The 25506-nt window shown below is 62.1% G+C and carries 25 protein-coding genes; 10 read left to right on the top strand and 15 right to left on the bottom strand.

Translation table 11 applies throughout. The annotated features are described in order from the left end of the window. Positions 1-148: 148 nt before the first annotated feature. Positions 149-907 carry a hypothetical protein gene (locus ACVWZP_RS13690; RefSeq protein ID WP_046384447.1) on the top strand — a complete coding sequence of 253 codons (759 nt, stop codon included), beginning with the start codon at positions 149-151 and terminating at the stop codon, positions 905-907. Positions 908-1011: 104 nt separating this feature from the next. On the opposite strand, the gene ACVWZP_RS13685 is transcribed toward ACVWZP_RS13690, so the two are convergent. Next, positions 1012-1476: a CopD family protein gene (locus tag ACVWZP_RS13685; RefSeq protein WP_079442997.1), complete on the bottom strand. Its 465-nt coding sequence runs from the start codon at positions 1474-1476 to the stop codon at positions 1012-1014. 99 nt (positions 1477-1575) lie between these two features. On the opposite strand from ACVWZP_RS13685, the gene dinG reads away from it, so the two are divergent. The 5 genes from dinG to pdxH all read left to right on the top strand — a co-directional run bounded on the left by dinG (position 1576) and on the right by pdxH (position 9394). Then, positions 1576-3720: an ATP-dependent DNA helicase DinG gene (gene dinG / locus ACVWZP_RS13680; RefSeq protein ID WP_017844782.1), complete on the top strand. Its 2145-nt coding sequence runs from the start codon at positions 1576-1578 to the stop codon at positions 3718-3720. Between the two features lie 98 nt (positions 3721-3818). Beyond that, positions 3819-6116, top strand: a complete 2298-nt coding sequence (locus tag ACVWZP_RS13675; RefSeq protein ID WP_108525972.1) for a beta-galactosidase — start codon at positions 3819-3821, stop codon at positions 6114-6116. Positions 6117-6198: 82 nt separating this feature from the next. Beyond that, on the top strand, positions 6199-7344 hold the full coding sequence (locus ACVWZP_RS13670) for an EstA family serine hydrolase (RefSeq protein ID WP_017844784.1): 1146 nt from the start codon (positions 6199-6201) through the stop codon (positions 7342-7344). Positions 7345-7486: 142 nt separating this feature from the next. Then, a complete protein-coding gene (locus tag ACVWZP_RS13665; protein ID WP_457369853.1) occupies positions 7487-8719 on the top strand; it encodes an OmpA family protein in 1233 nt (410 codons plus the stop codon). 27 nt (positions 8720-8746) lie between these two features. After that, on the top strand, positions 8747-9394 hold the full coding sequence (gene pdxH / locus ACVWZP_RS13660; protein WP_046384443.1) for a pyridoxamine 5'-phosphate oxidase: 648 nt from the start codon (positions 8747-8749) through the stop codon (positions 9392-9394). A 54-nt stretch (positions 9395-9448) separates the two neighbouring features. Here pdxH and ACVWZP_RS13655 read toward each other — a convergent pair whose 3' ends face one another. After that, entirely contained in the window at positions 9449-9691 is a 243-nt protein-coding gene (locus ACVWZP_RS13655; protein ID WP_017844787.1) for a hypothetical protein, read from the bottom strand. 157 nt (positions 9692-9848) lie between these two features. Here ACVWZP_RS13655 and ACVWZP_RS13650 point away from each other — a divergent pair, with 157 nt between their 5' ends. Further along, complete coding sequence (locus ACVWZP_RS13650) at positions 9849-10313, top strand: outer membrane lipoprotein (protein ID WP_003189251.1); 465 nt, start codon at positions 9849-9851, stop codon at positions 10311-10313. A 76-nt stretch (positions 10314-10389) separates the two neighbouring features. Here the strand turns inward: ACVWZP_RS13650 and nhaA are convergent, their stop codons facing one another. Beyond that, positions 10390-11565, bottom strand: coding sequence for a Na+/H+ antiporter NhaA (nhaA, locus tag ACVWZP_RS13645; protein ID WP_057004729.1), 1176 nt, complete (start codon positions 11563-11565; stop codon positions 10390-10392). Positions 11566-11780: 215 nt separating this feature from the next. On the opposite strand from nhaA, the gene ACVWZP_RS13640 reads away from it, so the two are divergent. After that, positions 11781-12875, top strand: a complete 1095-nt coding sequence (locus ACVWZP_RS13640; RefSeq protein WP_057004730.1) for a PLP-dependent cysteine synthase family protein — start codon at positions 11781-11783, stop codon at positions 12873-12875. A 58-nt stretch (positions 12876-12933) separates the two neighbouring features. Here the strand turns inward: ACVWZP_RS13640 and ACVWZP_RS13635 are convergent, their stop codons facing one another. The 3 genes from ACVWZP_RS13635 to ACVWZP_RS13625 form a co-directional block, all read right to left on the bottom strand. Next, positions 12934-14547 (bottom strand): NAD(P)/FAD-dependent oxidoreductase, encoded by a 1614-nt coding sequence (locus tag ACVWZP_RS13635; RefSeq protein ID WP_046384441.1) that lies wholly within the window; start codon positions 14545-14547, stop codon positions 12934-12936. Positions 14548-14653: 106 nt separating this feature from the next. Then, positions 14654-15325, bottom strand: coding sequence for a COG3650 family protein (locus tag ACVWZP_RS13630; protein WP_017844791.1), 672 nt, complete (start codon positions 15323-15325; stop codon positions 14654-14656). Positions 15326-15421: 96 nt separating this feature from the next. Next, positions 15422-16021: a short chain dehydrogenase gene (locus tag ACVWZP_RS13625; RefSeq protein WP_256823043.1), complete on the bottom strand. Its 600-nt coding sequence runs from the start codon at positions 16019-16021 to the stop codon at positions 15422-15424. Between the two features lie 104 nt (positions 16022-16125). Between ACVWZP_RS13625 and ACVWZP_RS13620 the strand changes: the two genes are divergently transcribed. Continuing rightward, positions 16126-17034: a LysR family transcriptional regulator gene (locus tag ACVWZP_RS13620; RefSeq protein ID WP_017844793.1), complete on the top strand. Its 909-nt coding sequence runs from the start codon at positions 16126-16128 to the stop codon at positions 17032-17034. Here the strand turns inward: ACVWZP_RS13620 and ACVWZP_RS13615 are convergent. The 9 genes from ACVWZP_RS13615 to ACVWZP_RS13575 form a co-directional block, all read right to left on the bottom strand. Further along, positions 17031-17516, bottom strand: a complete 486-nt coding sequence (locus tag ACVWZP_RS13615) for a DoxX family protein (protein ID WP_046384439.1) — start codon at positions 17514-17516, stop codon at positions 17031-17033. The genes ACVWZP_RS13620 and ACVWZP_RS13615 overlap by 4 nt on opposite strands. After that, on the bottom strand, positions 17513-18289 hold the full coding sequence (locus ACVWZP_RS13610) for an HvfC/BufC N-terminal domain-containing protein (RefSeq protein ID WP_256823044.1): 777 nt from the start codon (positions 18287-18289) through the stop codon (positions 17513-17515). The genes ACVWZP_RS13615 and ACVWZP_RS13610 overlap by 4 nt, the downstream gene beginning before the upstream one ends. Further along, a complete protein-coding gene (gene bufB / locus ACVWZP_RS13605; RefSeq protein ID WP_457369852.1) occupies positions 18286-19164 on the bottom strand; it encodes an MNIO family bufferin maturase in 879 nt (292 codons plus the stop codon). The genes ACVWZP_RS13610 and bufB overlap by 4 nt, the downstream gene beginning before the upstream one ends. Before the next feature lie 23 nt (positions 19165-19187). After that, positions 19188-19493: a BufA1 family periplasmic bufferin-type metallophore gene (gene bufA1 / locus ACVWZP_RS13600; protein WP_017844797.1), complete on the bottom strand. Its 306-nt coding sequence runs from the start codon at positions 19491-19493 to the stop codon at positions 19188-19190. Between the two features lie 226 nt (positions 19494-19719). Next, positions 19720-20421: an ABC transporter ATP-binding protein gene (locus ACVWZP_RS13595; RefSeq protein WP_017844798.1), complete on the bottom strand. Its 702-nt coding sequence runs from the start codon at positions 20419-20421 to the stop codon at positions 19720-19722. 1 nt (position 20422) lies between these two features. Beyond that, positions 20423-21190 carry a high-affinity branched-chain amino acid ABC transporter ATP-binding protein LivG gene (gene livG / locus ACVWZP_RS13590; protein ID WP_012722652.1) on the bottom strand — a complete coding sequence of 256 codons (768 nt, stop codon included), beginning with the start codon at positions 21188-21190 and terminating at the stop codon, positions 20423-20425. Then, positions 21187-22440 carry a high-affinity branched-chain amino acid ABC transporter permease LivM gene (locus tag ACVWZP_RS13585; protein WP_017844800.1) on the bottom strand — a complete coding sequence of 418 codons (1254 nt, stop codon included), beginning with the start codon at positions 22438-22440 and terminating at the stop codon, positions 21187-21189. Before ACVWZP_RS13585 ends, livG begins: the two co-directional genes overlap by 4 nt. After that, positions 22437-23360, bottom strand: coding sequence for a high-affinity branched-chain amino acid ABC transporter permease LivH (gene livH / locus ACVWZP_RS13580; RefSeq protein WP_003231100.1), 924 nt, complete (start codon positions 23358-23360; stop codon positions 22437-22439). The genes ACVWZP_RS13585 and livH overlap by 4 nt, the downstream gene beginning before the upstream one ends. A gap of 228 nt (positions 23361-23588) precedes the next feature. Next, positions 23589-24716 carry a branched-chain amino acid ABC transporter substrate-binding protein gene (locus ACVWZP_RS13575; protein ID WP_017844801.1) on the bottom strand — a complete coding sequence of 376 codons (1128 nt, stop codon included), beginning with the start codon at positions 24714-24716 and terminating at the stop codon, positions 23589-23591. Positions 24717-25057: 341 nt separating this feature from the next. On the opposite strand from ACVWZP_RS13575, the gene ACVWZP_RS13570 reads away from it, so the two are divergent. Next, complete coding sequence (locus tag ACVWZP_RS13570; RefSeq protein WP_046384436.1) at positions 25058-25360, top strand: DUF2288 domain-containing protein; 303 nt, start codon at positions 25058-25060, stop codon at positions 25358-25360. Positions 25361-25506: the final 146 nt, after the last annotated feature.

The following is a 25506-nucleotide window of genomic DNA, read 5'->3' as shown; positions in this document are numbered from 1 at the left end:
CACAGGGGCATCGTTGGCGATCCTCGCTGAAACTGCCGCCTTCTCAAGTTTTTTGATCCTTCACTGGCAAATCGCCTGTAGAAGTCGTTACTGTGCGCCCAAAGAAAAATTTGAAATAACAAATTCCCCATCACTCAGGAGCCCCATGATGCGTAAGGTTTTTCTGTTGGCCCTGTTGGTCAGCCCCGTTGCCCTGGCCCAGAGCGTGAGTGTTGAAACCAACTCGTTGATGCGCTTGCCCAGCAGTACCAGCGTATTGCAGCTGGAACGCCTGGACGTCGCGGACTACGGCACGTTGCTCATCCCGGCCACGATCAGCCAGGTCTCGGTGGATGAGTTGCACCTGGGCCGCGAAGCACGCATCGCCATCGCTCCGGGGAGCACCGGGCTGCAATTGCAGGCGCGGCATGCGCAACTGGAACATGGCAGCCAGATCACCTCGCGTGGCGCTCCCGGTACCCACGAAAAACCAGCCAGGGCCGGACGTGACCTGACCTTGCGCATCAATGCCCTGACGGCGCAGGAACTGTCGGTGGATGCCCGTGGTGGCGCTGGCGCCCAAGGTTATGCCGGGCTGGACGGCGCCAACGGCGAAGACCCGGGTTGCACTTGGGGCTCCGCTGGGCGCGGCGCCAACGGTGATAACGGTGGCGACGGGTTGCCTGGCGCGGCGGGTGCGCAGGTGCGGGTCGAACTGCCGCAGGACTTCCCAAGCGACAAGATCAAGGTCTGGGTCGATGGCGGCGCGGGCGGTTTGGCGGGGACGGCGGGCAAGCCTGGGCGTGGCGGGCAATCCAAGGGTTGCCTGGTGTACCGCGCCGATGGTGGCGAGAAAGGCCGGCCAGGGGTGGAAGGGCAGCCGGGGCCGGCCGGGCCTGCGGGAACTGTGACCATTCAGCGACTTTGAGTCGTTCGATCTGACGCCATCGGGAGCACGCCCCCTCCCACATTTGGAATGCATTTCAAGTGTGTGGGAGGGGGCGTGCTCCCGATGGCGGTTTAAGGCACGTCTCAGAACATCGGCCGCGCCGAAGCAATCGCGACCAGCACCAACCCAACGAGCAGGTTAATGCCCACCAGCTTGCGGATCTGCCCCAGCACCGCCGCCCCGGCCGGCCAGTTTTCAGCCGCCACCGCTGCGCGCAATTCGGGGAACTTCAACGCCTGGATGCGGATGAACAGCGCCGTCATCACCACATACAAGCCCATCATCACCTGCACGTAACGCGGTGCGGTTTCAAACCCGCTGAAGCGCAGTTGCAACAGGCCGACACCGCTGATCGGCAAAACCAGCACCGCCACCCAAACCCACACGAAAAAACGTTGAAACACATTCGCCCACAGCTTGAGCCGGGCAGGGCCCTCGAGGGCCGCCACAGCGGCGGGGCGCAGGATCATCCAGGCGAAAAACATGCCGCCGACCCAGATCAGGGCGGCCAATACATGCAGGGTGTAAACGAGGCTGAACACGGTCATTGCGGTACTCCGTTCTGCGCGGGATTAATTAGCGGGGTATGATAGCGGCCGATCCGAACCACTGAAAATTTATCCAGCGTTTTTTGCGCCCGACTATCCATGATCAGCACTGAACTCAAAACCACGATCCAGGGCGCCTATTCGCGTTTTCTCGAAGCCAAGAGCTTGAAACCGCGCTACGGCCAACGCCTGATGATCGCCGAAGTGGCCAAGGTCCTCGGGGATATCGACACCGACGACGAAGGCCGGCGCAGCGGTGACCCCGCGGTCGTGGCCGTCGAGGCCGGCACCGGTACCGGCAAGACCGTGGCCTACAGCCTGGCGGCGATTCCCACCGCCAAGGCCGCCGGCAAGCGCCTGGTGATCGCCACCGCCACCGTCGCCCTGCAGGAGCAGATCGTCTACAAAGACCTGCCCGACCTGATGCGCAACAGCGGCCTGAACTTCACCTTCGCCCTGGCCAAGGGCCGTGGCCGCTATATGTGCCTGTCCAAGCTCGACGTGCTGCTGCAGGAAGGCCACGCGCAAACCGCCACGGCCTCCTTGTTCGAAGAAGAAGGCTTCAAGATCGAAGTCGATGAAGTCAGCCAGAAGCTGTTTACCAGCATGATCGAAAAACTGGCCGGGAATAAATGGGACGGCGACCGCGACAGCTGGCCCACCGCCCTGGAAGACGCCGATTGGGCGCGCCTGACCACCGACCACAGCCAATGCACCAACCGGCATTGCCCCAACTTCGGCCAGTGCGCCTTCTATAAAGCGCGCGAAGGCATGGGCAAGGTCGACGTGATCGTCACCAACCACGACATGGTCCTCGCCGACCTGGCCCTGGGCGGCGGCGCCGTGCTGCCGGACCCGCGCGACACGCTCTACGTATTCGACGAAGGCCACCACCTGCCCGACAAGGCCATCGGCCACTTCGCCCATTACACGCGCCTGCGCTCCACCGCCGACTGGCTCGAGGCCACCGCCAAGAACCTCACCAAACTGCTGGCCCAGCACCCGCTGCCCGGCGACCTGGGCAAGCTGATCGAACAGGTGCCGGAACTGGCGCGGGAGATCAAGACCCAGCAGCAGTTCATGTTCAGCGCCTGCGAGCAGGTTGCCGACTTCAAGCCCGGCGAAGACGTCGAGGGCCGCGAGCGCCCGCGCCATCGCTTTGTCGGCGGGCTGATCCCCGAGCACATGCGTGAAATGGGCGTCGAACTGAAGAAGGGTTTTTCGCGCCTGACCGACCTGTTCACCCGCCTGACCGACCTGCTCAAGGAAGGCATGGACGGCGAGGTCAACATCGGCATCGCCAGCAACCAGGCCGAGGAATGGTACCCACTGTTCGGCAGCCTGTTGTCCCGCGCCCAGGGCAACTGGGAGTTGTGGACGGCCTTCACCGTCGAAGACCCGGAAGACAACCCGCCCATGGCCCGTTGGCTGACCCTGTCGGAAAGCGGTGCGCTGTTCGATATCGAGGTCAACGCCAGCCCGATCCTTGCGGCGGAAATGCTGCGGCGCAACCTGTGGAACGTGGCGTATGGCTGCCTGGTCACCTCGGCCACGCTGACCGCCCTGGGCACCTTCGACCGCTTCCGCATGCGCGCCGGCCTGCCGAAAAAAGCCGTCACCGCCGTGGTGCCGAGCCCGTTCCATCACGCTAACGCCGGTGTGCTGCGCGTGCCAGACCTCAAGGCCGACCCTCGGGATGCGCCGGCCCACACCGCCGCGATCATCCGTGACTTGCCGGAGCTGGTCGAAGGTTCACGCGGCACCCTGGTGCTGTTCTCGTCGCGCAAACAGATGCAGGACGTGTTCGACGGCCTCGACCGCGACTGGCGCAAGCAGGTGTTTATCCAGGGCAACCTGTCCAAGCAGGAAACCCTGAACAAGCACAAGGCGCGGGTCGATGGCGGCGATTCCAGCGTGCTGTTCGGCCTGGCGAGCTTTGCCGAAGGCGTGGACTTGCCCGGTGCCTACTGCGAACACGTGGTGATCGCCAAGATCCCGTTCTCGGTGCCGGATGACCCGGTCGAGGCCGCGTTGGCCGAGTGGATCGAGGCCCGTGGCGGCAACCCGTTCATGGAAATCTCGGTGCCGGATGCGTCCCTGAAGCTGGTGCAGGCCTGCGGGCGCTTGCTGCGGACCGAAGAAGACCGAGGCACCATCACCTTGCTGGACCGCCGTCTGGTCACGCAGCGCTATGGCAAGGCCATCCTGAATGCCTTGCCGCCGTTCCGGCGCGAAATTTCTTAAGCCACAGTGGGCAAAATCGCCCACTTCGTGGTCTATCTCACTGCCATCGCATTATGTCATCAGGCCATTTATCGGCCGTTTGGGAGAACCTTGCTCGTATGATTCGCACGCTGCCCGCCCTTTTTGCCCTGCTGTTCGCTGCGCCACTGCTGGCCGCGCCCGCCGGGCAACAAACGTTGTTCAACTTCGTCCGACCTGCCGATGTGGTCAAAGTGGCGACCCAGGACGCCAGCCTGCCGCAATACAACGCCGAACAAACCCCTGAAGGCGAGGTGCTGCGCCGCATCACCTTCAACCCGGCCGCCGAACCGAGCCTGGTGCTCAGCCCGCAGACCGGCGCCTGGGACTGGTCGCAATCCAGCGCCATCAGCCTGCGTATCCAGAGTGCCATGGACTGGGCGCTGACCCTGTACGTCAAGGTGCAGAGCAACGACGGCAAGACCCTGGTCAGCCGCATCGACCTGCCGGCCGGTCCGGCCCAGACCCTGCTGATCCCGCTGCAAGCCAACTCGCCATTGAGCCAGGGCATGAAGGCCGGCCCGCCGATGCCGATCAGCGTCGACGGCCAGCGCGTGTTACTGGCCAGCAGCGCCGGAGACATCGACCGCAGCCAGGTGGTGTCGGTGACCCTGTCGATGATCAAACCGAATGTCGCCCAGAGTATTCTGCTGGAGCGCTTTGGCGTGCAGGACAGCGAGCCGGTGCTGAAGGCGGCCTACAGCGAACTGGTGGATGCCTATGGCCAGTCCACCCGTGCGCGCTGGCCGGAAAAGGTCAGCAGCGACGAGCAACTCAAGGCCGCCGCCACCAAGGAGCAGCAACAGCTCAAGGCTTGGCTGGCCGAGCGGGATAAATCCTCCCTGGACCAGTACGGCGGTTGGAACAAAGGCCCGGCGTTCGACGCCAGCGGCTTTTTCCGCACCGAGAAGCGCGATGGTCGTTGGTATCTGGTGACGCCGGAGGGGCATCCGTTCTATTCCCTGGGCGTCAACACCGTGGCTTCGGATAACAACCAGACCTACGTGGCGGGCCGTGAATGGATGTTCGCGGCGCTGCCCAAGGCCGGGGAACCCTTTGACAAGTACTACGGCAGCGGCGACAACCGCACCGGTAACGGCGCCGGCGAAGGGCGTAGCTTTGGCGCCGGGCGTTGGTACGATTTCTACCGCGCCAACCTGCAGCGCACGTATGACACTGACGGTTTCGACCAGAAGCGCTGGGTCAGCCACACCCTCGACCGCCTGCAGGCCTGGGGTTTCAACACCGTCGGCAACTGGAGCGCTGCACAACTGGCCAGTGCGGACCGCGTGCCGTACACCTTGCCGCTGTCGATCGTCGGCGATTACGCCAGCATCAGCACCGGCACCGACTGGTGGGGCGGCATGCCCGACCCGTTCGACCCGCGTTTCGCCATGGCCACCGAGCGCGCCGTGGCCATCGCTGCCCGCGATCATCGTGACGATCCTTGGCTGATCGGTTTTTTTGCCGATAACGAACTGGCCTGGGCCGGTCCCGGTGACGATGCAAAGTCCCGTTACGCCCTGGCCTACGGCACCCTGCGCATGACCACCGATGTACCGGCCAAGCGCGCGTTCCTCAAGCAACTGCGCGACAAATACCGCAACGAAGAAGGCCTGTCGAAAGCCTGGGGCATCCACCTGGCGGGCTGGGAACTGATGGAAGACCCGGGCTTCGAACCGCCGATGCCCAACCCTGAGCACCCGGAAATCGAAGCCGACTTCAAACACTTCCAGAAGACCTTCGCCGATACGTACTTCAAGACCATCTCCGATGCACTCAAATGGCACGCGCCCAACCAGTTGCTGCTGGGCGGGCGTTACGCGGTGAGTACTCCGGAGGCGGTGGCGTCCTGTGCGCAGTATTGCGACGTGTTGAGCTTCAACATGTACACGCTCAAACCCCAGGACGGCTATGACTTCGCCGCCTTGCGCGCGTTGGACAAGCCGGTGTTGATCACCGAATTCAACTTCGGCTCGGCGGACCGCGGCCCGTTCTGGGGCGGTGTGACCCAGTTGGCCAAGGAAGAAGATCGCGGCGCCGCGTATGCCAACTTCCTCAAGCAGGCCATGGCCGAGCCGTCGATTGTCGGCGTTCACTGGTTCCAGTACCTGGACCAGCCCGTGACCGGGCGTCTGCTGGACGGCGAAAACGGCCACTTCGGTCTGGTCGGCATTACCGATGTGCCGTTCCAGGGCTTTGTCGACAGCGTGCGTCGAAGCAACCTGGCGGCGGTCGACCAACTGGGCAAGGAAGCCGAAAAGGCCAAGGCGGCCCGCGCGGTTCGCGAGCATGAAGGCAGCAAGCCCGGGCATGACGGTAAAGGTGCGGGGCAGGGCGCCGGACACACCGGTGGGCATGCCGGAAATGGTCATTGATTGAGTGTTGACGGGTTCACAAATCCTACAAGGGCTGGAACAATGTCGGCCACTTTTTACAGCGTTTTCCGAGGGGGCTTAGGTGCAGGTTCAGGGGCATTACGAACTCCAGTTCGAAGCGGTACGTGAAGCGTTCGCCACGTTGTTCGATGACCCGCAGGAACGTGGTGCGGCGCTGTGCATCCAGATCGGCGGGGAAACCGTGGTCGACCTGTGGGCCGGCACCGCCGACAAGGACGGGGCACAGGCCTGGCACAGCGACACCATCGTCAACCTGTTCTCCTGCACCAAGACTTTCACCGCCGTTGCGGCCCTGCAATTGGTGGCCGAAGGCAAGCTGCAACTGGATGCGCCAGTGGCCAACTACTGGCCGGCATTTGCTGCGGCCGGTAAAGAAGCGATCACCTTGCGCCAGTTGCTCTGCCACCAGGCCGGGTTGCCGGCGATCCGCGAGATGCTGCCCACCGAAGCGCTGTACGACTGGTCGTTGATGGTCGACACCTTGGCCGCCGAAGCGCCGTGGTGGACGCCGGGCCAAGGCCATGGCTACGAGGCGATCACCTATGGCTGGCTGGTCGGGGAATTGCTGCGCCGTGCCGACGGGCGTGGGCCGGGCGAGTCCATCGTGGCGCGGGTTGCACGCCCGTTGGGGCTGGATTTTCATGTGGGCCTGGCGGACGAAGAATTTTATCGCGTGGCCCATGTAGCGCGTGGCAAAGGCAACATGGGCGATGAAGCCGCGCAACGTTTACTGCAAGTAATGATGCGTGAACCCACGGCCATGACGACGCGGGCATTTGCCAATCCGCCGTCTATTCTGACCAGCACTAATAAACCCGAATGGCGGCGTATGCAGCAGCCAGCGGCAAACGGTCACGGTAATGCGCGTAGCCTGGCGGGTTTTTATAGTGGTTTATTGGACGGTAGTTTGCTGGAAAGCGACATGCTCGAACAATTGACCCGTGAACACAGTATCGGGCCCGATAAAACCTTATTGACCCAAACCCGTTTCGGCCTGGGCTGCATGTTGGATCAACCGCAATTGCCGAACGCGACCTTCGGCCTTGGCCCGCGTGCATTTGGACATCCTGGTGCGGGCGGTTCGCTGGGGTTTGCCGACCCCGAACATGATGTAGCGTTCGGTTTTGTGACTAATACGCTGGGGCCCTACGTACTTATGGACCCACGTGCACAGAAGTTGGTCAGAATATTGGCCGGTTGTCTGTAAACCCCTTGCTGTTTCACGTTTTTTTGTTACAAATGCAAGTATAAGAAGACGCTGAGCAAAATATTGTAACTTTAATGTTCTGGAAGCGTCTGTTTAACGGGTCATTCAGACCCTCGGTTTTTTCTCATTTTGTGGATATCTCATGTTATCGAACAAGTCCTTGGCACTGGCGCTGTGCCTATCTATTACTGGCTGCGCACAAACACCACAAAATGATGCCGACGGCGGGCATTGGTGGTCATTTGGATCTGACAAGGCTGCTACCAAGGACGCAGTGAGCCAAACCGACGCCAAACCGGACGCCAAACCCGCCGCGGGCGCCAAACCTGCCGCACCGGTAGCGGCTGCTGCCAGCGCCAAGCCGGCTGCACCGGTAGCTGCCGCAGCTGGCGCCAAGCCTGCCGCACCGGTAGCCGCCGCTCCTGCGCCAGCCCCGGTGGCCAAAGCGGATACCGGCTCCAGCTGGTGGCCGTTCTCCTCCAAGAGCGCCGACGAAAAGGCCGCCGATGCCAAGGCTGACCTGAAGGCCGACCTCAAGGCCGCCACCCCGGCGCCAGCCGCTGCTCCTGCCGCCCCCGCCGTGGCCAAGACCGACTCCGAGACTCACTGGTGGTGGCCGTTCGAAAGCACGTCCAAGCCTAAGCCATTGGCCAAGGTCGATGTGACCAACGTGCCGATGCCCGACCCGAAAATCACCCAGGCCTGGCTGGACGACTATGAGCCGCGCCTGCGCGCCGCGATCAAGGACAGCAACCTGCAACTGGAACGTCGCGACAACGTACTGGTGGTGATTGCCCCGGTAGACGGTTCCTACAACCCGAAACGCCCGGCGATGTTGCTGCCGGTCACCCTGGGCCCGTTCACTCGCGTGGCCAAGGCTGTTGAAGCCGACCCGAAGACCGCCGTACTGGTCCTCGGTCACGTTGATGCCACCGGCGCGGCCCCGGCGAGCCAGGCGCTGACCAAAGAACGCGCGCAATCCATCGCATCGATTTTCAGCCTCAGCGGCCTCAAGCAAGACCGTCTGATGCTGCGTGGCATGGGCGACATGATGCCGCGTGCTGCCAACGACAGCACCCAAGGCCGTGCGCTGAACCGTCGCATGGAAATTATGTTTACTCAGCGTACAACTATGTTGGCCTTGCTGAGCAAGTACAACTCGGGCAAGACCCTGCCTGTGGCTGAAATGGTTGCCGTGCAGGACGTTCCCGCGCCGGCACCGGTCGCAAAAGCCCCGGCGAAAAAGGCTGGCGCGAAGAAATCCGCCGCCAAGCCAGCCGCGAAAAAGGCCCCGGCCAAGGCAGCTGCCAAGAAACCCGCAGCGGCCAAAGCCAAGGCCGCTGCACCGGCTGCGAACGACCAGGCAAAAAACTGATCCGCTGAACCAGAAGGATAAAGTCGCATGACCCAGGCATTGGCTGATATGCGCCGTGACTACACACGGGATGGTTTGAGCGAGGCCCAGGCCCCGAGCGAGCCGTTTGCCTTGTTCCATCAGTGGTTCGGCGATGCGGTGAAAACCGAGCAGCCGCCGGTGGAGGCCAATGCCATGACCCTGGCCACGGTCGACGAGGACGGTCGCCCGCACTGTCGCATCCTGCTGCTCAAGGGCCTGGATGCGCAGGGCTTTACCTTCTTCACCAACTATGAGAGTGCCAAGGGCGATCAGCTTGCGGCGCGGCCCTTCGCGGCCATGACCTTTTTCTGGCCGACCTTGGAGCGTCAGGTACGCATCGAGGGTCGGGTGGTCAAGGTCACGCCGGAAGAGTCGGATGCCTATTTCCAGGTGCGCCCCTTGGGCAGCCGCCTGGGCGCCTGGGCTTCCCCGCAGAGCAAGGTGATCCGTGACCGCGAAGAGTTGCACGACTTGCTCAAGGTCACCGAACAGCGGTTCAGCGACACTCAGCCGCACTGCCCCGAGCACTGGGGCGGCTATCGCTTGTTGCCCGAGCGCATCGAGTTCTGGCAAGGCCGCGCCAGCCGCCTGCATGACCGGCTGAACTACCGCTTGCACGGGGCCGACTGGACCCGTGAGCGCCTGGCGCCCTGATCGTCGTCTTGCGTCACCCTTTCTGACTGTTGCCCGTCACCCCGAAGCCTCTGTTCAAGAGGCCTCGGGCGTGTACTGCTGCGCCGCGTTTTTCAACCAGTCCGGCAGCTCGCGGCGGTTGATCTTCAGGGTTCGGGCTTTTTCCAGTTGTTGCAGCATGAAGGCCCGCTTGTGCAGGTCGTTGCCCGCCAGGGAGAGCGCCAGGTCGCGGTCGATCCAGCGGCGGATGCGCAGGTATAACCAGCCATGGAAATACAAGCCGGCTACGGTCGTGACTATAATGATGAAATAATCCATGAGCGTCCTGTTTACGAGATGAGAGCTACCGTTTGTCGTCTGTTTTGGTGCTGGCACTCTGTACTAGGGCTGAATGAAAGCAATTTTCTGCGGAGCTTGCCGTGACAGGCGTCAAGCGGCCGCGTCTAATGAACACCTGTCCTTTGGAGTTGATGCTATGCGTAAGTCCGTTTTACTAGTTGCCTGCTTTACTACCCTGTCGTTGTTGTTGGGTGGCTGCGCCTCGAGTCTGACCGGCGACTCATACTCCCGTGACGAAGCGCGTCGCGTGCAGACCGTTCGCATGGGGACCATTGAATCCCTGCGTCCGGTGAAAATCGAGGGTACCAAGACCCCAATCGGCGGCGCGGCCGGTGCCGTCATTGGCGGCGTGGGCGGCAGCGCCATCGGTGGCGGCCGTGGCAGTATCGTGACCGCCGTGATCGGCGCCGTCGCCGGCGGCCTGTTGGGTTCGGCCACCGAAGAAGGCCTGACCCGCACCCAGGGCGTGGAAATCACCGTTCGCGAAGACGACGGCAGCATGCGCGCCTACGTGCAGGCCGTGCAGGAAAATGAAATCTTCCGCATTGGTGATCGCGTTCGCATCATGACCGTTGATGGTACCAGCCGCGTGACTCGCTAAGCGTTAAGCCGCGAGCAAAGAAAAACCCCAGCCGGGTGACCGGCTGGGGTTTTTTGTGCGCGGTGTTTTGTGCGAGTCAGGCTTTCTTGCGACTCGCCATCGCCGTCACTGCATAACCGATACACGCCGCGAGTATCGACCCGGTCAGAATCCCCATTCGATCTTCCCCGGCAAACTCGCTGGCGCCCGGCACGAACGCCAGGGAGCCGACAAACAGACTCATGGTGAAGCCGATCCCACACAGGATCGCCACGCCGAACACCTGGCCCCAGCTGGCGCCGCTGGGCAGCGCGGCGAGGCCGGTCTTGATGGCGAGCCAGGTCAGGCCGAACACGCCGATGGTCTTGCCGATCAGCAGGCCGAGGGCGATGCCCAGCGGTACGTGGTGGGTGAAGCTCTCGAGGCTGACCCCGCTCAGGGACACGCCGGCGTTGGCGAACGCGAACAGCGGCAGGATGCCATAGGCCACCCATGGATGCAGGGCATGTTCGAGCGTCAACAGCGGCGAGGGTTCGGCGTTTTTGGTACGCATCGGGATGCAGAACGCTAGCGTCACGCCGGCCAAGGTGGCATGCACGCCGCTTTTCAGTACGCAGACCCACAGGATCAGGCCGATGATCAGGTACGGCCCGAGCTTGATCACGCCCAGGCGGTTCATGGCAATCAAGGCGATCAAGCAGGCGCCCGCGCCCGCCAGGGCGGCGCCGGACAGGTCGCTGGAATAGAACACGGCGATCACGATGATCGCGCCCAGGTCATCAATGATGGCCAGGGTCATCAGGAACAGTTTCAGCGACACCGGCACGCGCTTGCCGAGCAGCGCCAGGACGCCCAATGCGAAGGCGATATCGGTGGCCATGGGGATCGCCCAGCCGGAAAGCGCCGCCGGGTAATCCTTGTTGATTGCCCAGTAGATCAATGCCGGCACGACCATGCCGCCGATCGCCGCGGCGCCTGGCAGGACGACTTGCGAAGGCTTGGACAGGTGGCCGTCGAGCAGCTCGCGCTTGACCTCCAGGCCAATCAGCAGAAAGAACAGGGCCATCAGGCCATCGTTGATCCACAACAACGCGGGCTTGGCGATCTTCAGCGCGCCAATCTGCGCTACCACGGGCACGTCGAGGAACGCGCTGTAGAGGTGCGACAACGGTGAGTTGTTGACGATCAGCGCCAACGCGGCTGCGGCGATCAACAACAGACCGCTGGCGGCTTCCAGCTGGAAGAAACGGGTGAACGTGCTACGCAGAGCCAAGGGGTGCTCTCCAATCCAGATTCAATAGATGCGTACCCTAACCCGTACCGTTAGTTGTTAAAACAAAAGTTATATTCTTATTTGTTATAAGAAGGGGGCGCGCTCGGAGTTGGGGCGGAGCCTAGCAATTGTGTGTCCGATTGAGTCGTTACTGTATCTGTGTGTGGTGTAGGAAACATCCTAAGATTGAGACTGAAATCCTTAGAGATCCTCTCATGAGCGACCACCGTCCCTGGGCCCGCGAAGCCATTCGTATCATTGAAGCAGACTTCCAGCGCAGCGCCGACACCCACCTGATCCCTTTGGCGCTGCCCGGCTTACCGGGTATCGAGTTGTACTTCAAGGATGAGTCCAGCCACCCCACCGGCAGCCTCAAACACCGGCTGGCGCGCTCGCTGTTCCTGTATGCGCTGTGCAATGGCTGGCTGAAGCCGGGAGCGCCGGTGATCGAAGCCTCCAGCGGTTCGACGGCGATCTCCGAAGCCTACTTCGCGCGCTTGCTCGGCCTGCCGTTTATCGCCGTGATGCCGGCCACCACCTCCCAGGAAAAGATCGCCCAGATCGGCTTCTATGGCGGCAAGAGCCATCTGGTACAAGATCCGACGCAGATCTACGCCGAATCCGAACGCCTGGCGCAGGAAAGCGGTGGTCACTTCATGGACCAGTTCACCTACGCCGAACGCGCCACCGACTGGCGGGCGAACAACAATATCGCCGAGTCGATCTTCCAGCAGATGCGCTTCGAGCGTCATCCGGAGCCGAGCTGGTTGATTTCCAGCCCCGGCACGGGCGGCACCACTGCGACCCTGGGACGCTATGTGCGTTATCGCCAGCATTGCACCCGCGTGTTGTGTGCCGATGCCGAGCGCTCGGTGTTCTTTGACTACTACCTGAGCGGCGATGCCGGCTTGCGCCTGGAGTGCGGCTCGCGGATTGAAGGTATTGGCCGACCGCGGGTCGAAGCGTCGTTTTTGCCCAAGGTCATCGATGCGATGGTCAAGGTGCCGGACGCGCTGTCGCTGGCGGCCATGCATTACCTAGCCGAGCGGTTGGGTCGGCGGGTCGGCGGCTCCAGCGGGACCAACCTGATCGGTGCGCTGATGGCGGCGCAGCAGATGAAAGCGGCGGGGGAGTCGGGGTCGATCGTGGCGATCTTGTGTGACGGGGGCGAGCGGTATGCCACTACCTATTACGATCAGGCGTGGCTGGCGGGGCAGGGGTATGAACTGCAGGGCTTGATAGCCGCGGTGGCGGCCAGCGTCGAGCGCGGTGAGCCACTGCCCGACGACATCCTGCGCGCGAATATCTGACACGCTACAAAAACCAATGTGGGAGCGGCCGCGCTCCCACCTTTGGACGGCGCTGTTTTCAGGCCTCGATACCCAACATATCCCGCGCCAACGCCTCGGCAATCCGAATGCCGTCGACTCCCGCCGACAGAATCCCACCGGCATAACCCGCGCCTTCGCCGGCCGGGAACAGGCCTTTGACGTTCAGGCTCTGCATCGATTCGTTACGGGTAATCCGCAACGGCGATGAGGTGCGCGTTTCGATCCCGGTCAAGACGGCATCGTGCAACGAGTAGCCCTTGATCTGCTTCTCGAACGCCGGCAAGGCTTCACGGATCGCTTCGATGGCGAAGTCCGGCAGTGCCAGGGCCAGATCGCCCATGGACACCCCAGGTTTGTAGGACGGTTCCACGCTGCCGATGGCCGTGGACGGCTTGCCGGCGATGAAATCGCCGACCAGTTGCGCCGGGGCTTCGTAATTGCTGCCGCCGAGGATGTAGGCGTGGGATTCCAGGCGCTCCTGCAGCTCGATGCCGGCCAGCGGGCCGCCCGGGTAATCGACCTCAGGCGTGATGCCGACGACGATGCCGGAGTTGGCGTTGCGCTCGTTGCGCGAGTACTGGCTCATGCCGTTGGTCACCACGCGATGCGGCTCGGACGTCGCGGCCACCACGGTGCCGCCGGGGCACATGCAGAAGCTGTAGACCGAACGGCCATTCTTGGCGTGGTGTACCAGTTTGTAGTCGGCCGCGCCGAGTTTCGGATGCCCGGCGTATTTGCCCAGGCGCGCGGCGTCGATCAGCGACTGTGGGTGTTCGATACGGAAACCCACGGAAAACGGCTTGGCTTCCATGTACACGCCACGGCCGTGGAGCATACGGAAGGTGTCGCGGGCGCTGTGGCCGAGGGCGAGGATCACGTGCTTGGAGAGGATCTGCTCGCCGCCGTCGATGACCACGCCGTTCAGTTGACCGTCTTCGATCAATACGTCGGTCACCCGTTGCTCGAAGCGCACTTCACCGCCCAGGGCGATGATTTGCTCGCGCATGTTTTCCACCACGCCGGTCAGGCGGAACGTACCGATGTGCGGCTTGCTGACGTAGAGGATTTCTTCCGGCGCGCCGGCCTTGACGAACTCGTGCAGCACTTTGCGCCCGTGGAATTTCGGGTCTTTGATCTGGCTGTAGAGCTTGCCATCGGAAAAGGTCCCGGCGCCGCCCTCACCGAACTGCACGTTGGACTCCGGGTTGAGCACGCTTTTGCGCCACAGGCCCCAGGTGTCCTTGGTGCGCTGGCGCACTTCCTTGCCGCGCTCGAGGATGATCGGTTTGAAGCCCATCTGCGCCAGGAGCAGCCCGGCGAAAATCCCGCACGGGCCAAAACCGACGACGATCGGACGTTCAACCAGATCCGCGGGCGCCTGGCCCACCACCTTGTAGCTGACGTCCGGCGCCGGGTTGATGTTGCGGTCGTCGGCAAACTTGAGCAGCAGGGCGGCTTCACCCTTCACGTTCACGTCGACGGTGTAGATGAAGCACAGCTCCGACGATTTCTTGCGGGCGTCGTAGCTGCGCTTGAACAGGGTGAAATCGAGCAGGTCATCACTGGCGATGCCCAGGCGCTGCACGATGGCGGGCCGCAGGTCTTCTTCGGGATGGTCGATGGGCAGCTTGAGTTCGGTGATTCGTAACATGACAGGGTCCGGTGTGCGGCGTTTGGTGGGGCCGGCGGTTTTGCAAACCGGCGATTATAAGCCCCAACGGCAGGTTCCCGTCATGTTAAAACAGCGCGGGCCCGCATCAATCGTCGCGCGAACCGCCGAAAGCCGCGCAGCCACGCTGGACTTGACCGTTGACCCGCAACTCGGCGGTCATGTGTTGCAGGCTGCCGCTGGCACTGTCGACACAGCGCTGGGGGGCCACCCACAGTTCGATGTGCTGGTTATTGGCTTCGGTCATCAGGTTGAAACGACCGTCACCCAGTTGTTCCTCGACATAGGGAACCGGCAGCGGTGGCTGGCCTTCGCGCTCCAGCACCATGCCCTTGGCGGTGACGTTCAGCGCCCAGGCCGGCTTGTGGCCGTTGGCACGCAGGATCATGCGCTTGAAGTCGGGATCATCGCAGGCCGAGGTCGAGCGCTCGACGCGGTACAGCTGTTGCAGCTCCACTTCGCCCTGGGTGCCGGCAGCGACGCCGGAGAACTTGCCGCGCAGGTCGGCAAACAGTGCGCCTTGCTGGCCGGCCAGGGACGCGGCTTCCTGCAGGATGCTGGTGCCGCCGGTGTCCTTGACCACGTAGTTGCGCTGGTCGTGGCACGGTTGGAACAACAGCTTGCCGGCGACTGCCGTGAGCTCGCCCTGCATGCGGGTCAGCCCGGCAGTGGACGGTTTGGCCGGCTCGCTTTCGAACAACTGGCAGGCGGTGAACAAGGGGAGCAAGGCAAACAGCATGAGGGTACGGGCGGCACGCATTATCGGGTCTCCTGACAAGTGCCGCCACGTTACGCAGGCTGGCGGTGCATCACAAGCCCACGCGCCAGCTTCAGGCATTTCTTACAGCTTTGGCGTTCAACCTACGATAAAGGTTTGGCCGGTCTGCAAGCCCTCGACGCTTTTCGCGTAGGCCAGCGCCACATCGGCGCCCGCAGCCGGTTTGTACCCGCGAAAGTACGGTGCATAGCTGTCCATGGCTTCCAGCAGCACTGTCGGGCTTACGGAATTGACGCGCAGGCCCCGTGGCAATTCGATTGCCGCGGCTTTCACAAATGCATCCAGTGCGCCATTGACCAGTGCCGCCGAGGCGCCGGTGCGAATCGGGTCGCGGTTGAGGATGCCGCTGGTAAAGGTGAACGAGGCGCCGTCGTTGGCGTACTCGCGGCCGATCAGCAGCAGGTTGACCTGGCCCATCAGTTTGTCGCGCAGGCCCAGTTCGAAATCGGTTTCGCTCATCTCACCCAGCGCGACGAAATTCACACTGCCGGCGGCGCAGACCAAGGCATCGAACCGGCCGGTCTGCTCGAACAACCGACGGATCGAGGCGCTGTCGCTGATATCCACCTGGAAGTCGCCGCTGCTGCGACCAATGCTGATCACCTCGTGACGCTGCGCCAGTTCCGCCTTGACCGCCGAGCCCACGGTGCCGCTGGCACCAATCAATAGGATTTTCATCGTGCTGTTTCTCCAGTGGGTAAGTGAGGGGTCAGTCTAGTGTGGCTTTTCAAGTGGATAAACGCGCTAATAGGCAACCTTTGGTTTTCAAATGGAAACAATCCATGAGCGAGATGGATGACCTGGCGGCGTTTGCCGTACTGATCGAGGCCGGCAGTTTCACCGTGGCGGCTGAGCAACTGGGTTGCAGCAAAGGGCAACTGTCCAAGCGCATCAGCCAGCTGGAGGCGGGGTACTCGGTGGTGTTGCTGCATCGCACCACGCGCAAGCTCAGCCTGACCGCGGCCGGCGCTGCGTTGTTGCCCCAGGCGCAGGCGTTGGTGGCGCAGGTCGAACGGGCACGTCAGGCACTGGCCCGGCTCAAGGACGACTTGGCCGGGCCGGTGCGTATGACGGTTCCGGTGTCGTTGGGCGAAACCTTCTTCGACGGCTTGTTGCTGGAGTTTTCCGAGCACTACCCGCAGGTGCAGATCGAACTGGAGCTGAACAACAGCTACCGCGACCTGGCGCGGGATGGCTTCGACCTGGGGGTACGCTCGGGCGCCATCGAAAATCAGCGCCTGGTGGCCAAGCCGTTGTTGGCCTGGCACGAGATGACCTGTGCCAGCCCGGCCTACCTGGAGCAGCACGGCGAACCGCTGACCCCAGCCGATCTGGCGTCCCACACCTGCCTGCTGAACAGCCACTACAGCGGCCGCGAAGAGTGGCTGTACCACCAGCAGCACGAGCTGCTACGCGTGCGGGTGAGCGGGACCTTCGCCTCCAATCACTACAACCTGTTGAAAAAGGCCGCCCTGGTGGGCGCTGGTATTGCGCGGCTGCCTTCCTACGTTTTACCGGCGGAACTGGCTGACGGCCGATTGCGCTGGCTGCTGCGGGATTATCAGACGCGGAGCCTGCCGATGTACCTGGTGCATCCCTATCAGGGCGGCTTGCCGCGACGCACCCAGGTGTTGGCCGACTACCTGGTGGACTGGTTCAAGCGCAGCGGTGAAGCCCTCGACCGACTCTAGCGATAGCGGCGGGCGATCAGGTGGTCGACGGAGAGGCGACCCGGGCCTTTGGCCACTAACAGCAGTAGGACGGCCAGCCAGGTGCCGTGGGTCGGGTAGGCATCGGGGTACACGAACAGTTGAATGGTCAGGGTCATCCCGATCAACGCCAGGGCCGAGAAGCGTGTGGCCAAGCCCAGCAGGATCAGCACCGGGAAGAAGTGTTCGGCAAATGCCGCCATGTGCGCGGCCACTTCCGGCGACAGCCAGGGCAGCTTGTATTCGCTGCGAAACAGCGGCAGCGTCGAGGCGGCGAGGCGCGGCTCGCCCAGTTGGAAGGTGCCGCTGATCAAGTCGATGGCAAAGCCTTCGACTTTGGTTTGCCCGGACTTCCAGAACACCGCCGCGATGGAGAAGCGTGCGAGAAAGGCGATCAAGCTGTAGGGGATTTTTTCGAAAAGCTGGATGGCCCGGTTGATCAGGCACGTTGATCGAGGGTTCATGGCGATACCTTGTGTTCCAGAGACAGATGAGTGATGGCGGCTTGGTTGATCAGCAGCGCCAGGCATTGGTGCAGGTCGAACTCGGCTGAGGCCTCGAGTGCGTGCGCGAGCGCCTTCTCCAGCACCGCGCCCTGGTTCAGGCTGTCGATAAACGCCACCGAGCCGCTGTCGATGGCGAACACCTTGACCTCCAGGCCCCGGCGCAACACGAGGGCGCCCTGGGCATGCCAGGGATTCAACGTGGCAATCGCGCCCTCGGTCTGGTGCGCCGCCCACACCGCGACGACGGCGTAGCGCGAGTCCAGCGTGGCCACGGATGGGTGCAGTTGCAGGTGCAATGTGCCCAGCTCGGTGTGCGTTTGCAGTTGCTGCAGAACAGCCTGCGGTTCCAGCGCGAGGGCATCCGCCGCGTGATAGGCACGGACCCGCAAGCGTTCCAGGCGTGCTACATCCGCCAGGTAAGGCACGCTCGCGGCCGGTTCAAAGCCCTGGATAAAACCGGAAAATGTCGCGCCGTATTCGCTGATCAATGGGCTGCCGGGCGGGCATGCCTGTACGTAGCAGCCGGCCATGGCGCGGAAAAACTCATCGCCCACCAGTTGCAACGTCACCGGGTAAGCGGTCGCCAGCGCGTTGATCAACGAGCCGTGGACATTGTTGCGATACACCGCAAAACGGCTGGCCGGGTCGGCGCCGTTGCTGCTGAACAGGCCGGCCGGGCAGGCTTGGTCCGGCGCCAGCAGGGCGGCGGCAAAGTCTTCGAGAAGGCTCATGGGCGGCCCCGCGACAAGTGCCGTTCGGCCTGCTGTGCCTCGGCCAGCAGCACGCTGAAGGCCGGTACCTGGTTATCCCTTTCGATCAGCGTGGCCACCGGGCCGGTACGCGCGAGCACGTGTTCGTACAACTGCCAGACGGCGTTATCGATGGGCGCGCCGTGATCATCGATCAGCAGGCGCTCGCCCAGGCTGTCGGTGTCTTCGGCAAAGCCTGCCAGATGAATCTCAGCCACGGCGTGCAAGGGCAGCGCGTCGATGTAGGTCAACGGATCGCGCTGATGATTGATGCACGACACATAGACGTTATTCACGTCCAGCAGCAGGCCGCAGCCGGTGCGGCGGATGATTTCGCCGATGAAGTCCGTTTCGTCGAGGGTCGAGCGCTGGAACTGCAGGTAGGTCGACGGGTTCTCCAGCAGCATTGGCCGCTTGAGGGTGCTCTGAACCTGATCAACGTGTTCGCACACTCGATTGAGGGCGGCGACATCGTAGGCCAGGGGCAGCAAGTCGTTGAAAAACACCGGGCCGTGGGTCGACCAGGCCAGGTGCTCGGAAAAGGCCTGGGGTTGATAGCGCTCGATCAGTGTCGCCAGCCGTGCCAGGTGCTCACGGTTCAGCGGGTTTTCGCCGCCGATGGACAGGCCCACGCCGTGCAGCGACAGCGGGTACTGCGCGCGAATCAAACCCAGGTAGTGATGAAACGGGCCGCCGGCCACCATGTAGTTTTCGGCATGCACTTCAAAAAAACCGATATCGGGGTAGGTGTCGAGCACTTCGGTGAAGTGCTCGTTTTTCAGCCCCAGCCCGGCCCGCAGGGGGAGGCCGGGCACCTGAGCCGTTGAGGGCGTTTGCAGGAACGAAAGCGTCATCATCAGTACTCAGGCTGCGGGCTGCTTCAGGACTTGGCGGTAAAGGCCGCTTCCTGGCCGAAGCCAGTCGACGAGGTGGTGCTTGGGGTTTGGGTGCAGGTGCCGGCCGGGACCAGTTTCCAGGCGTTGGCCTGATCCTTGGTTTTGGACGTGCCGGCGCAGGAAGTGCCGGCGCCGGCGGCGCAATCGTTCTTGCCGGCTTCGGCGACGCCGAAGCATTTCTGCATGTCGTCGGCCGCGTGGGCGCTGGTGCTCAAGGCGGACAGGCTCAGGGCGGAACTCAGGGCGAGGACGAGGGAAGCAGCGGACAGTGAACGGTGTTTAACGGTCATGGTGTATCTCCAGCAGTGGAATGAGTCGGCGGGCATGATTGCCTGCTTGTACCACTAGAGGCTGGACGCTGGAATTCGTTACAAGCCGTTTGAAAAAAATTTCAGGGATCACCCGAAACAAATGTGGGAGGGGGCTTGCCCCCGATGACGGTATATCAGTCACATGTTCTGTGCCTGACATGGCGCCATCGGGGGCCAACCCCCTCCCACATTTAGCAACCGGGTGTTAACCGCCGAGGTACGCCTCACGCACCTTCGGATCGGTCAGCAACTGTTCACCCGTGCCCTGCATCACCACCCGGCCGTTTTCCAGCACATAGGCACGGTCGGCGATTTTCAGCGCCTGGTTGGCGTTCTGTTCGACCAGGAACACCGTCACACCGTCCTTGCGCAGCTGTTCGATGATGTCGAAGATCTGCTGGATGATGATCGGCGCCAGGCCCAGGGAAGGTTCGTCGAGCAGCAACAGCTTGGGTTTGCTCATCAGCGCGCGACCGATGGCGAGCATTTGCTGCTCGCCGCCGGACATGGTGCCGCCGCGCTGGCTGAAGCGTTCCTTGAGCCTGGGGAACAGGTGCAGCACCTTGTCCATTTGCTCCTGGTAGTCGCCCTTGTCGGTGAAGAACCCGCCCATGGCCAGGTTCTCTTCGACGGTCAGGCGCGAAAACACCCGTCGGCCTTCCGGCACCACGGCAATGCTTTTACGCATGATGTGCGACGACTGCTGGCCCACCAGCTCTTCACCCATGTAGCGGATGCTGCCGCTGTGGGCCTGCGGCGAACCGCACAAGGTCATCAGCAAGGTCGACTTGCCGGCACCGTTGGCGCCGATCAGCGTGACGATCTCACCCTGGCGCACTTCGACGTTGACGCTGTGCAGGGCCTGGATCTTTCCGTAGAAAGTGGAAACGTTTTCGAATTGCAGCATTTTACGCTTCCCCCAGATAGGCTTTGATCACTTCAGGATTGTCGCGGATCTGCTCCGGCGTACCGTCGGCCAGGGGCGTGCCCTGGTTGATCACCACGATGTGGTCGGAAATGCTCATGACCAGTTTCATGTCGTGTTCGATCAACAGCACGGTGGCGTTGTTTTCCTCACGCAACACGCCGATCAGCGCCTTGAGGTCTTCGGTTTCCTTGGGGTTCAAGCCGGCGGCCGGTTCGTCGAGCATCAGGATCCGCGGGCGGGTCATCATGCAGCGGGCGATTTCCAGGCGACGTTGCTGCCCATAGGCCAGGGTGCCGGCGGGGCGGTTGGCGAACTCGGTGAGGTTGACCTTGTCCAGCCAATACTCCGCGTATTCCATGGCCTCGCGCTCGCTCTTGCGGAACGCCGGGGTCTTGAACAAGCCAGCGAAGAAGTTGGTGTTCAAGTGACGGTGCTGAGCGATCAGCAGGTTCTCGACCGCCGTCATGTCCTTGAACAACCGCACGTTCTGGAAGGTCCGCACCACGCCTTTGCGGGCGATCTCGTGACCGGCCAGGCCCTGGATCGGCTGGCCGTCGAGCAGGATGCTGCCACCGCTGGGCTTGTAGAAACCGGTGAGGCAGTTGAACACCGTGGTCTTGCCGGCGCCGTTGGGGCCGATCAGTGCAACCACTTGTTTTTCCTTCACGGTCAGGGCCACGCCATTGACCGCCAGCAAGCCGCCGAAGCGCATGCTCAAGTTTTCGACTTTCAGGATCTCGCGGCTCATTTGCGCAGCTCCATGTGTGGACGTTGCATGGGCAGCAGGCCTTGAGGACGCCAGATCATCATCAGCACCATCATGGCGCCGAACATCAACATGCGGTATTCGCTGAACTCACGCATCATTTCCGGCAGCAGGATCATCACGATCGCCGCGAGAATCACGCCCAACTGCGAGCCCATGCCACCCAGTACCACGATGGCGAGGATGATCGCCGACTCGATAAAGGTGAACGACTCCGGCGTCACCAGGCCTTGGCGAGCGGCGAAGAAGCTGCCGGCAAAACCGGCGAACGCGGCGCCCAGGGTGAACGCGGACAGCTTGATGATGGTCGGGTTCAGGCCCAAGGCCCGGCAGGCGATTTCATCTTCGCGCAGCGCTTCCCACGCACGGCCGATCGGCATGCGCAGCAGGCGGTTGATCACGAACAGTGCGGCCAGGGCCAGCAACAGCGCCACCAGGTACAGGAACACCACTTTGCTCACCGGGTTGTAGGCAATCCCGAAGTACTCGTGGAAGGTCTGCATGCCTTCGGCCGCGGAGCGCTCGAACGACAGCCCGAAGAAGGTCGGCTTGGGAATGCTGCTGATGCCGTTGGGGCCACCGGTGATGTCGGTCAGGTTACGCAGGAACAGTCGGATGATTTCCCCGAAGCCCAGGGTCACGATGGCCAGGTAGTCGCCGCGCAGACGCAGCACCGGGAAGCCCAGCAGGAAGCCGAACGTCGCCGCCGCCATGCCGGCCAGGGGCAGGCAGATCCAGAAGCTCCAGCCCAGGTAGTGCGAGAGCAGCGCGTAGGTGTAGGCGCCCACGGCGTAGAAACCCACATAACCCAGGTCGAGCAGGCCGGCCAGACCGACCACGATGTTCAGGCCCAGGCCCAGCAACACGTAGATCAGGATCAGGGTGGCGATGTCGACCGCACCGCGCGAGCCGAAGAACGGCCAGATCAGCGCGGCCACGATCAGGCCGATGATGATGTAGCGCTGGGTGCGCGGCAGGGTCAGGAATTGGCTGACCTTGGGCGATACCAGCGGGCCACGGTTGCCCTTGAACAACGCGCCGACCTGCCGGGTGAACAGCACGCGCAGGAACATCAGCACCGAACACAGGGCAATGATGGTCAGGGTCACGGGACCGGTGCCATGCACTTCCAGGTTGATGCCGACAATGCTCAGCTTGAGGCCGAGTACCGGGAACGCCACAGCCCACACCAACAGGGCGCTGAAAAACGCCGATTTAAGATATCTGCTCATACTTTCTCAACCTCCGGACGGCCCAAAATGCCGGTCGGACGGAACAACAGCACCAGAACCAACAGGCCGAACGCCACGACGTCCTTGTACTGGTCGCCGAAGATATCGGCGCCAAAGGCTTCGGCCACCCCCAGCACCAGGCCACCGAGCATCGCGCCCGGAATGCTGCCGATGCCGCCCAATACCGCCGCGGTAAAGGCCTTCAGGCCGACCAGGAAACCGGCGTTGGGGTTGATCACGCCGTACTGCATGCTCAGCAACACGGCCGCGACGGCCGCCAGCGCGGCACCGATGACGAAGGTCAGGGCGATGATGTTGTTGGTGTTGATGCCCAGCAGGTTGGCCATCTTGATGTCTTCGGCGCAGGCCCGGCAGGCGCGCCCCAGACGGGAGCGGGAAATGAACAGGGTCAGGCCCAGCATGGCCACCAGGGTGACGACGAAGACCAGGATCTGCATGTACGAAATCAGCACTTCTTGTGCGCCGCCTGGGCCGAAGGAGAAGCTCCCCGGGATCAGGTTGGGAATGGACTTGTCCTTGGAGTCCTGGGACAGCAATACGGTGTTCTGCAGGAAAATCGACATGCCGATGGCGGAAATCAGCGGGATCAAACGGTTGCTGCCACGCAAGGGACGATAGGCAACCCGTTCGATACTGTAGCCATAGGCACTGGTTACGACGATCGACGCCAGGAACGCGGCGGTCATCAACAACGGCAGGGAGTGGATCCCCATCATGGCCAGCCCGGCAAGGGCAATGAAGGCCACGTAGGAACCAATCATGTAGACCTCGCCATGGGCGAAGTTGATCATTCCAATGATGCCGTAAACCATTGTGTAGCCAATGGCTATCAAGGCATAGGTGCTGCCAATGGTCAGGCCATTAACCAGCTGTTGGAAAAAATGATAGATCTCAGGCATTACAACGCTCCTAAAAACCCGATACGCATTTCACTGGTGGAGTCATGTTCCGGCCCTGCGCTGTGTTCTGTGAGCACATTTGCGCAAAGCGTTTGCCAGCGAACCGCTGGTGACGGTTTTAAGATTTTCAGGTGAGCCAGCGCCCGGATCGCGGGTGACAGGCCCATAAACCTCGTAAAACAAAGCCCACTGCTCTCACAGTGGGCTTGTTGACCAGTAACGCCTGGCTTACTGAGGGGAAACTTCGGTTTTCGGTTTGCCGAAGTGCCACTCGTAGACCACGAACTTGAAGTCCTTCAGGTCGCCCTTGGCGTCGAAGCTCAGATCGCCGGTAGGGGTCTTGAAGGTGCCCGCGTGGATGGCTTCGGCCACTTTGGCGGTGTCTTCGCTTTTCGCGGCTTTGATACCACCGGCGATGACTTCAATGGCCGAGTAGGCCGGGAACACGAACGGACCGGTTGGGTCCTGCTTGTTTTTGGCGAACTCTTCAACGATGGCTTTGTTGGCCGGGTCGGTGTCGAAGGATTTCGGCAGGGTCACCAGCAGGCCTTCGGAAGCGCCCTGGGCGATTTGCGAGATGGAGTCGTTGCCGACGCCTTCTGGGCCCATGAACTTGGCGTTCAGGCCTTTTTCCTTGGCTTGGCGCAGGATCAGGCCCAGCTCAGGGTGGTAGCCGCCGTAGTAGACGAAGTCGACGTTGGCTTGCTTGAGTTTCTGGATGATCGAGGAGAAGTCCTTGTCACCGGCGTTCAGGCCTTCGAAGACGGCAACCTTGGTGCCTTTCTTCTCGAGGGTCTGTTTAACGGCAGTGGCGATGCCTTCACCGTATTGCTGCTTGTCGTGCAGCACGGCAACGATCTTCGGTTTCACGTGGTCGGCGATGTAGTTGCCGGCCGCCGGGCCTTGGGCGCTGTCCAGGCCGATGGTGCGGAAAATCAGCTTGTAGCCACGGGCGGTGATTTCCGGGCTGGTGGCTGCCGGGGTAATCATGATCACGCCTTCGTCTTCATAAATGTCGGACGCGGGCTGAGTGGAGCTGGAGCACAGGTGACCGACCACGAACTTGACGCCGTCGTTGACCACTTTGTTGGCGACGGCCACGGCTTGCTTGGGATCGCAGGCGTCGTCGTATTCCTTGGCTTCGAGCATTTTGCCATCGACGCCGCCCTTGGCGTTGATGTCGGCGATCGCTTGCTTGGCACCCATGAACTGCATGTCGCCATATTGTGTGACAGGACCGGTTTTAGGCCCGGCGATGCCGATCTTGATGGTGTCGGCTGCGAACGAATGGCTGGCAACCCCGGCCAGGACCATAGCGGCAAACAGTTTGGAAATCTGCTTAGTAGCCTTATTCATAGTGCTCCACTCTTACTGTTGTCTTTTTTATAGTTCTAGCGGCCTTGTGAGCTGCAGAACCGGATCAGATATCTTGAATATCCCCCCGGCAGTGCCCTGGCAACTGTACCGGTACAGTGTAGAGCGCCGGTTGATCGCTTGAAAAGCTGGCTGCTGGGGGCAATACCCGGGCGTGTCGCTTAAATGAAAGAAAAAGACAGAATTGCGCCGGGACGCTGCCGCAGTGGCGGACAATCCGTGGCTTTCCTGACGCTTTCAATCGTTCACTCATTTGCAACTGGGTTTTTCTACGAGAGACACGACGTTATGATTGCGCCGATTTTTTCCCAAGGTGAATCCCCATGACGCAAGAACCTAGCACCCTCTATGCCAAGCTGCTCGGTGAAACCGCCGAAATCTCCTGGAAGGAGCTCGAACCGTTCTTTGCCAAGGGTGCCCTATTGTGGGTCGACGCCGGCCTGGATTTGATCGAGGCAGCCGAAGGCATGGCCGAGGATCAGCGCGATAAAGTCGCTGCCTGGCTGGCCTCGGGGAGCCTGGGCGAAGTGTCTGCGACGCGGGCATTGGACCTGCTGGAGCGTGATCCGAGCCTGTGGGCGGTGGTGGTTTCGCCGTGGATTCTGATCCAGGAAAGGGCAGTGTAAGAAAAGCCTGCGCGAAAATGGTGCGCGGTTTGCACCGCTGCAAGTGTGTAGCGGAGTAACCGCTGATGCGGTGATGGCATCTTGCCGTGGAGAAAGGTCACAGCTGAGGGTGACGTGCGCGTCACGGGAACAGTTTTGCCGACGGT

The organism is Pseudomonas sp. TE36184, assembly GCF_054060055.1.
This window is presented reverse-complemented; position numbering and strand designations above follow the sequence as displayed.